8 protein-coding genes are annotated in these 6,853 nt (G+C 66.6%); 3 read left to right on the plus strand and 5 right to left on the minus strand.

The genetic code is table 11. From position 1 onward, the window contains the following. The 3 genes from ACIQ3R_RS13180 to dut form a co-directional block, all read left to right on the plus strand. The coding region (locus tag ACIQ3R_RS13180) for a DUF4336 domain-containing protein (protein WP_397419223.1) at window positions 1-729 on the plus strand (729 nt) is incomplete at its 5' end. Between the two features lie 178 nt (window positions 730-907). After that, window positions 908-1,636, plus strand: coding sequence for a PEPxxWA-CTERM sorting domain-containing protein (locus tag ACIQ3R_RS13185; protein WP_397419225.1), 729 nt, complete (start codon window positions 908-910; stop codon window positions 1,634-1,636). A 75-nt stretch (window positions 1,637-1,711) separates the two neighbouring features. Then, window positions 1,712-2,173, plus strand: coding sequence for a dUTP diphosphatase (gene dut, locus ACIQ3R_RS13190; protein ID WP_397419227.1), 462 nt, complete (start codon window positions 1,712-1,714; stop codon window positions 2,171-2,173). 14 nt (window positions 2,174-2,187) lie between these two features. Here dut and ACIQ3R_RS13195 read toward each other — a convergent pair whose 3' ends face one another. From ACIQ3R_RS13195 to rbfA, 5 genes are all read right to left on the minus strand, one after another. Beyond that, complete coding sequence (locus ACIQ3R_RS13195; RefSeq protein ID WP_397419229.1) at window positions 2,188-2,463, minus strand: hypothetical protein; 276 nt, start codon at window positions 2,461-2,463, stop codon at window positions 2,188-2,190. Window positions 2,464-2,656: 193 nt separating this feature from the next. Continuing rightward, the gene (pnp, locus tag ACIQ3R_RS13200) at window positions 2,657-4,795 is read right to left on the minus strand and encodes a polyribonucleotide nucleotidyltransferase (protein WP_397419231.1); all 2,139 of its coding nucleotides are present in this window, start codon (window positions 4,793-4,795) and stop codon (window positions 2,657-2,659) included. Between the two features lie 297 nt (window positions 4,796-5,092). Beyond that, entirely contained in the window at window positions 5,093-5,362 is a 270-nt protein-coding gene (gene rpsO / locus ACIQ3R_RS13205; protein WP_397419233.1) for a 30S ribosomal protein S15, read from the minus strand. Window positions 5,363-5,379: 17 nt separating this feature from the next. Beyond that, window positions 5,380-6,309 carry a tRNA pseudouridine(55) synthase TruB gene (truB, locus tag ACIQ3R_RS13210; RefSeq protein ID WP_397419235.1) on the minus strand — a complete coding sequence of 310 codons (930 nt, stop codon included), beginning with the start codon at window positions 6,307-6,309 and terminating at the stop codon, window positions 5,380-5,382. After that, window positions 6,309-6,746 (minus strand): 30S ribosome-binding factor RbfA, encoded by a 438-nt coding sequence (gene rbfA, locus ACIQ3R_RS13215; protein ID WP_397419237.1) that lies wholly within the window; start codon window positions 6,744-6,746, stop codon window positions 6,309-6,311. The genes truB and rbfA overlap by 1 nt, the downstream gene beginning before the upstream one ends. Window positions 6,747-6,853: the final 107 nt, after the last annotated feature.

A 6,853-nucleotide genomic window follows, 5' to 3' on the forward strand; every position in this document is an offset into this window, starting at 1 on the left:
GAGCCGCTTTACACCCTCAAGCCCGTCGCCCCTGACATCTGGCTCGTCGACGGTGGCTGGATCCGGTTTTATGGCCTGCCGTTTCCGACTCGCATGATCGTGGTGCGGCTCTCGTGCGGGGGCGTCTGGGTGCACTCGCCAATCTTCGATCCGGGCGGGCTGGCCGACGCGGTGGCCGACCTTGGTCCCGTACGCCACCTGATCGCGCCAAACTGGATTCACTACGCGTGGGCGCCTGACTGGCAGGCGCGCTTCCCGCAGGCCATCACCTGGGGCAGCCCAGGCGTGGCGGTTCGGGCGGAAAGCCGAGGGGTTCGGCTGCACCTGGATCATGTGCTGACCGATGCCGCGCCTGCTGAATGGGCCGGGCAGATTGACCAGCGCCTCGCCGATTCCGGCTATCATCGTGAACTGGTCTTCTTCCATCGCGCGAGCCGCAGCCTGATCCTGACCGACCTGATCGAGAATTTCGAACCTGCGAACATGCCCCTATGGAGCTTGCCGCTGCTGAAGCTGGGCCGCGTCTGCGATCCCGACGGGCGGATGCCTCGCGACATGGCCGTCAGCTTCCGTCTCCGCCGCGCCCATCTCCGAGATGTCGTTGAGACGATGATCAGCTGGGCGCCTGAGCGAGTGCTTCTAGCCCATGGCCGCTGCCACCTTCGAGACGGTGTCGCGGAACTGCGCCGCGCATTTCGAGACGTGATCGGACCTGGCGCAAAGCCCTAAGGGTACTGACCCCGATCTCGCCAATGTGTGAGTTGGCGCGGCGGATCGCCGCACGGATGGCCGACGCCCTGGGGGGTTAACCACCGCGCAGCCGCCTGCGACATCCCGTCGCTTGAATTTCCGTCACATCGCTGGTGTAGGCCGCGCCATCAACGCCACAACAGCTGGGCAAGTGCTGATGCTTCGCAACCTCCTCCTCGCCGCGCCTGCGGCCCTGCTCGTCCTGGTCGCCGCGAGCGGCGCGCAGGCCGCTGTCGTCGTCTCGGGCCCGAGCGCGACCGCCTACCTGACCAGCGAAGCCGGCGGTGAGCGGCTGCGCGCCTTCAATCGCCCTTCGGAAGCGGAGCTGTTTGTCGGCAAGTCGGACCTGGGTGTGGGCGGCAACCGCTCCAACGGCCAGGTGACCTACACTCAGAACGGCGACAACGCCTTCTCGCTGGAATACGATGCTGACACCGACCAGCTGATCGGAAAGCTGAAGTCGACAACGACGGTCTACAACAATTTTCTGGCCAATCTGTCGCCGACGATCAGCGCGCTGTCATTCAACACGCTGCAGATCGCCATCACCGACCGAGCTGCCGGCGCCGGTCTCATCACGCTCAAGAACCTGAAGCTGAACAATGTGGCCCTGCCGACGTCGACACTCGGCGGTCTGGACAACGCGACCAACTACTGGGCGGTGACAGGCTACAACTTCAAGACCGACTTCGTTCTCTCGGGCGATCTGGCGCTCTCGGGAACTTTCGCAACCTCCGCCGAGCTCAACAAGGTCGACATCCTGGTGGGCCACAACGCCAACCTCGCCATTCCTGAGCCGGCGACCTGGGCGCTGATGATCGGTGGCTTCGGCCTGGCCGGCGCGACGCTGCGGGCGAAACGGCGACTGGCCCGCGCCGCCGCCTGATCTGCGCGCCACCGTCACTGGACATGAGAGCGGCCGGCGTGCGAACGCCGGTCGTTTTCATACGTGGAGAAGCCTGTGGCGCCGGGACCCCAAATCGCTGTCGTCCGCCTGCCGCACGGGCGCGGCCTGCCGCTCCCGGCCTATGAGACCGATCAGGCCGCCGGGATGGACCTGCGGGCGGCCGTGGCGGACGACGCCCCGGTCACGCTCGCGCCCGGCGCCCGCGACGCCGTGCCGACCGGGCTCGCCATCGCCCTGCCGCCCGGGTTCGAGGCCCAGGTGCGGCCGCGCTCCGGGCTGGCGCTGAAATCCGGGATCACCTGCCTCAACAGCCCGGGCACCGTCGACGCCGACTATCGCGGCGAGGTGAAGGTGATCCTGATCAATCACGGCGCCGAGCCGTTCGTCATCCGTCGCGGCGACCGCATCGCCCAGCTGGTCATCGCGCCGGTGATCCAGGCGCGCTGGACGGAGGTCGACACCCTGGATGAGACCGCGCGCGGCGCGGGCGGCTTTGGGTCGACGGGCAAGGCGTAGGGTTCAGGCGAAGATCAGCGGACCTTCTCCACCTCGCGGGGCGCCGAGACCTTGACCGGTTTGGCCTGGGCCCTGGGCTTCGGCAGCAACCTGAAGCGGGTCTGGCACCAGGCGAACTCCACGCCAACGTCGAGCAGGGCGTCGGACCGACCACAGGGACAGGCGAAGTCCATGACGGTGAGCACGCGATAGGTCTCGCCGGCCCGAAGGTTCGAGGGCCGCCCCGTGGCGTGGTTGGGGCCGGCGTTGACGCACAGTACAAGATCGCCCGGCCCGATGGCGTCACTCATGGCTTCAAGCCTCCAGCCTGCGGCGGTTCGTGTCGGAACCGCCCGGGACAGGGTACTCCGTTCCAGCAGCCTTTGAACCCGGCGCGTTTGGCGACCAGGCTTCGAGGGTGATTCATTCCGGTGGTGGGGGACGCAAGAAAAAGGGCGGCCGGATCGCTCCGGCCGCCCCTCTCAATTCACGCAAGCCTCAGGCTCAGGCGTCGGCGGCTTCGGCCTGCTTGGCCGACAGGTCTTCGCCGGTTTCCTGGTCGACGACCTTCATGGAGAGGCGCGTCTTGCCCCGGTCATCGAAGCCGAGAAGCTTGACCTTCACCTGCTGACCCTCGGTCAGCACGTCGGAGACCTTGTTCACACGCTCGTTGGCGATCTGGCTCACATGAACCAGGCCGTCCTTGGCGCCGAAGAAGTTCACGAAGGCGCCGAAGTCGACGATCTTGACCACCTTGCCGGTGTAGATCGCGCCGAGTTCCGGCTCCGAGGCGATCGACTTGATCCAGTCGCGGGCCGCGTCGATCTTGGCCTGGTCGGCGGCGGCGATCTTGATCGTGCCGTCTTCGCCGATGTCGACCTTGGCGCCGGTTTCGGCGGTGATCTCGCGGATCACCTTGCCGCCGGAACCGATCACTTCGCGGATCTTGTCGACCGGGATCTTGATGGTCTCGATCTTCGGCGCGAACTCGCCCAGCTCGGCGCGGGGCGCCTCCATGGCCTTGTTCATCTCACCCAGGATGTGATCGCGGCCGCCCTTCGCCTGAGCGAGGGCCTGCTTCATGATCTCCTCGGTGATGCCGGCGATCTTGATGTCCATCTGCAGCGAGGTGATGCCGTCGGCGGTGCCGGCGACCTTGAAGTCCATGTCGCCGAGGTGATCCTCGTCGCCCAGGATGTCCGAAAGAACGGCGAACCCGTCGCTCTCCAGGATCAGGCCCATGGCGATGCCCGACACCGGCTTCTTCAGCGGCACGCCCGCATCCATCAGCGCCAGCGACGAGCCGCAGACCGAGGCCATCGACGAGGAGCCGTTGGACTCGAAGATCTCCGATACCAGACGGATCGTGTAGGGGAACTCGTCATAGGCCGGGAGCATCGGACGGATCGCCCGCCAGGCCAGCTTGCCGTGGCCGACTTCGCGGCGTCCCGGCGCGCCCATGCGGCCCGTTTCCCCCACCGAGAAGGGGGGGAAATTGTAGTGCAGCATGAACTTCTCATAGTACTTGCCCTCAAGGGCGTCGATCATCTGCTCGTCGTCGCCGGTGCCCAGAGTGGCCACCACCAGCGCCTGGGTCTCGCCGCGCGTGAACAGCGCTGAGCCGTGGGCCCGGGGCAGAACGCCCACTTCGCCGACGATCTGGCGCACCTGATCGACCTTGCGGCCGTCGATGCGGACGCCGGTGTCGAGGATGTTGCGACGGACGACGTCGGCTTCCAGTTCCTTGAACACGCCGCCCAGCTTGTCTGGGGCGTAGCCGGTGGGGTTGGCTTCCGACTTGGCGAACTTCTCGCTGGCCTTGGCCTTGGCCTTGGCGACCGCGTCCTGACGCTCGCCTTTGGCGACGATCTTGTAGGCGGAGGCGAGATCCTTGCCGATCAGCTTCTTGACCTCGGCCTTGATGGCGTCGGTGTCGTCCGGCTGGAAGTCGAAGGGCTCCTTGGCCGCATGCTCGGCCAGTTCGATGATCGCCTCGATCACCTCCTGGTTTCCGGCATGGGCGAACATCACGCCCTTGAGGACTTCATCCTCGGTGAGCTCCTGGATCTCGGACTCGACCATCATGACCGCGTCGCTGGTGGAGGCGACGACGAGGTCCATACGGCTGTCCTTCATCTCCTCGAGCGTCGGGTTGAGGACATACTCGCCGTTGATGAAGCCGACGCGCGCGCCGCCGATCGGGCCCATGAAGGGCGCGCCGGAGATCACCAACGCCGCCGAGGCGGCGACCATGGCGACGATGTCGGGATCGTTCTCTAGGTCGTGGGCCAACACGGTGGTGACGACCTGCACTTCGTTCTTGAAGCCCTTGACGAACAGCGGGCGGATCGGACGGTCGATCAGGCGGCTGGTCAGGGTTTCCTTCTGGCTCGGCGCGCCTTCGCGGCGCGGGAAACTGCCGGGGATCTTGCCGGCGGCGTAGAACTTTTCCTGATAGTTCACGGTCAGGGGGAAGAAGTCCTGACCGGGCTTGGCGCTTTTGGCGTAGACGGCGGTGGCCAGCACCATGGTCTCGCCGTAGGTCGCCAGCACCGCGCCGTCGGCCTGACGGGCCATGCGACCGGTTTCCAGCGTGAGGGTTTTGCCCCCCCACGTGATGGTCTTTCTCTTGATATCGAACATGTTTGCTTCTTTCTGATCCCGCGGGCGTATTCCCGAGCGGGGGCGGACAGGGATCGGCTTTCCGAAATCCTCTCCAATGGCATGGACGGTGAGGATTTCTCTCGAACCCTCGGCGTGTGATGGACGCTTGGGCCACATGGCCCGCGCCGCTCGCCGCATCGATCCTCCGGCCCATGACGGAGGAGCGGCCTTCTGTCTTCAGTCCGCTCATCCCGGCGGAGGCCGGGACCCAGATGAGCGCCTGGGGTGTTGCGCGTTCCGCTTGGGCCCCGGCTTTCGCCGGGGTCAGCGGCGGGTCTAGCGGCGCAGACCGAGCGTCTCGATCAGCTTCTGATAGCGGCCCACATCGGACTTCTTCAGATGGTCAAGCAGCGACCGGCGGGCCGACACCAGCTTGAGCAGCCCACGACGGGAGTGGTTGTCCTTCTTGTGCGTCTTGAAGTGCTCGGTGAGGTTCGCAATCCGTTCGGACATGATCGCCACCTGGACTTCAGCGCTGCCCGTGTCCGCTTCGCCGCGGGCATGGGTCTTGATCACTTCAGCCTTACGTTCGGTCGTAATCGACATCGGGGTCTCCAGCTCGGCTACAGATGAAAGACGCGACTGGGCTCGAGCCGGCCCGCACGCATCTCGCAGAGCGCCACCATCATCCCGCCCGCCATCGCCGAAACGGTGCGCGAGCCCGGCTTGAGCCCGGCTCTGACCATTTCCACCTGTCGGGGAACGAGAACGACCGATCGTCCCTGCTTCAATCGGAAGGCGTCTTCGTCGGTCACGGCCAGCACCGGGATGTCGTCCAGTGCGGTCTCGACCGGAAGCAATGCCTCCGAACGGCGGGCCTCATAGCCCATTTCCTCCAGCATATCCAGTGTGACGCCGTCGGCCTCGTGGAACCGCCCCACCCGGGTGCGGCGCAGGGCGCTCACATGGCCGCAGGCGCCCAGGCCCTCGGCCAGATCGCGGACCAGCGCGCGAACATAGGTTCCCTTGCCGCAGTCGATCTCCAGCGTGACGTGATCGGCGTCGGGCGCCTCGGCCAGCCGGGCGGCGTGGATCACCACCTTGCGGGCCGCGAGCTCCACCGTTTCGCCGGCGCGGGCGAGGTCGTAGGCGCGCTCGCCATCGACCTTGATGGCCGAGTAGGCGGGCGGGATCTGATCGATCTCGCCGATGAACCGGGGCAGCAGAGCGGCCACCGCATCAGGCCCCGGGCGCACGTCGGAGGTCGCCAGCGTTTCGCCCTCGCGGTCGTAGGTGGCGGTGGTGCGGCCCCAGGCGATGGTGAAGCGATAGCTCTTGTCGGCGTCCATCAGGAAGGGGACGGTCTTGGTCGCCTCGCCGAGCGCGATGGGCAGGACGCCGGTGGCCAGCGGATCGAGCGTGCCCGCGTGGCCCGCCTTCTGAGCGTCGAACAGACGCCGTACGCGCGTCACCGCCGTGGTCGAGCCCAGATCGTAGCCCTTGTCGAGATTGATCCAGCCGGAAACGGCCTGGCCCTTGCGGCGCCGGGCCATCAGTCCTCGTCCTTCCAGGAGTCCGAGGGCGGATCGGGCCGCAAATCCTGGCGCACCCGCGGATCGTCGAACAGGCGGCCGATGCGGGCGGCCTCGTTGAAGCTCTCGTCGTGCAGGAACTTGAGGTCGGGTGTGAAGCGCAGGTCGATGCGCCGGCCCAGACAGCCGCGGATGAACTTGGCATGCCGGTTGAGCGCCGCCACCACCTCGGCGTGTCGCTCACCGCCGAGCGGTTCGACGAACACAACGCCGTGGCGCAGGTCGGGACTGACCCGGGCCTCGGTGACGGTCACCGCCACGCCGGCCAGATCCGGATCGGCGATATCTTCCTCGCGGAACACATCGACCAGCGCATGGCGGACGAGTTCTCCCGCGCGGAGCTGGCGTTGCGACGGACCCTTGGGGGAGGGCTTTCCGGATGTCGGGGATCGTTTCATCGAGTTTTGGGCCTCGCTCCCGGCGGCCGGATCGGACGGCGGCGCGGGAAAGCGGCGGCTTCTAGTCGCGACGGGCCTGGAAGTCCAGTGACGCGGAGCCGGGAGAA

This window comes from Phenylobacterium sp., from assembly GCF_044371015.1.
GTDB lineage: Bacteria > Pseudomonadota > Alphaproteobacteria > Caulobacterales > Caulobacteraceae > Phenylobacterium.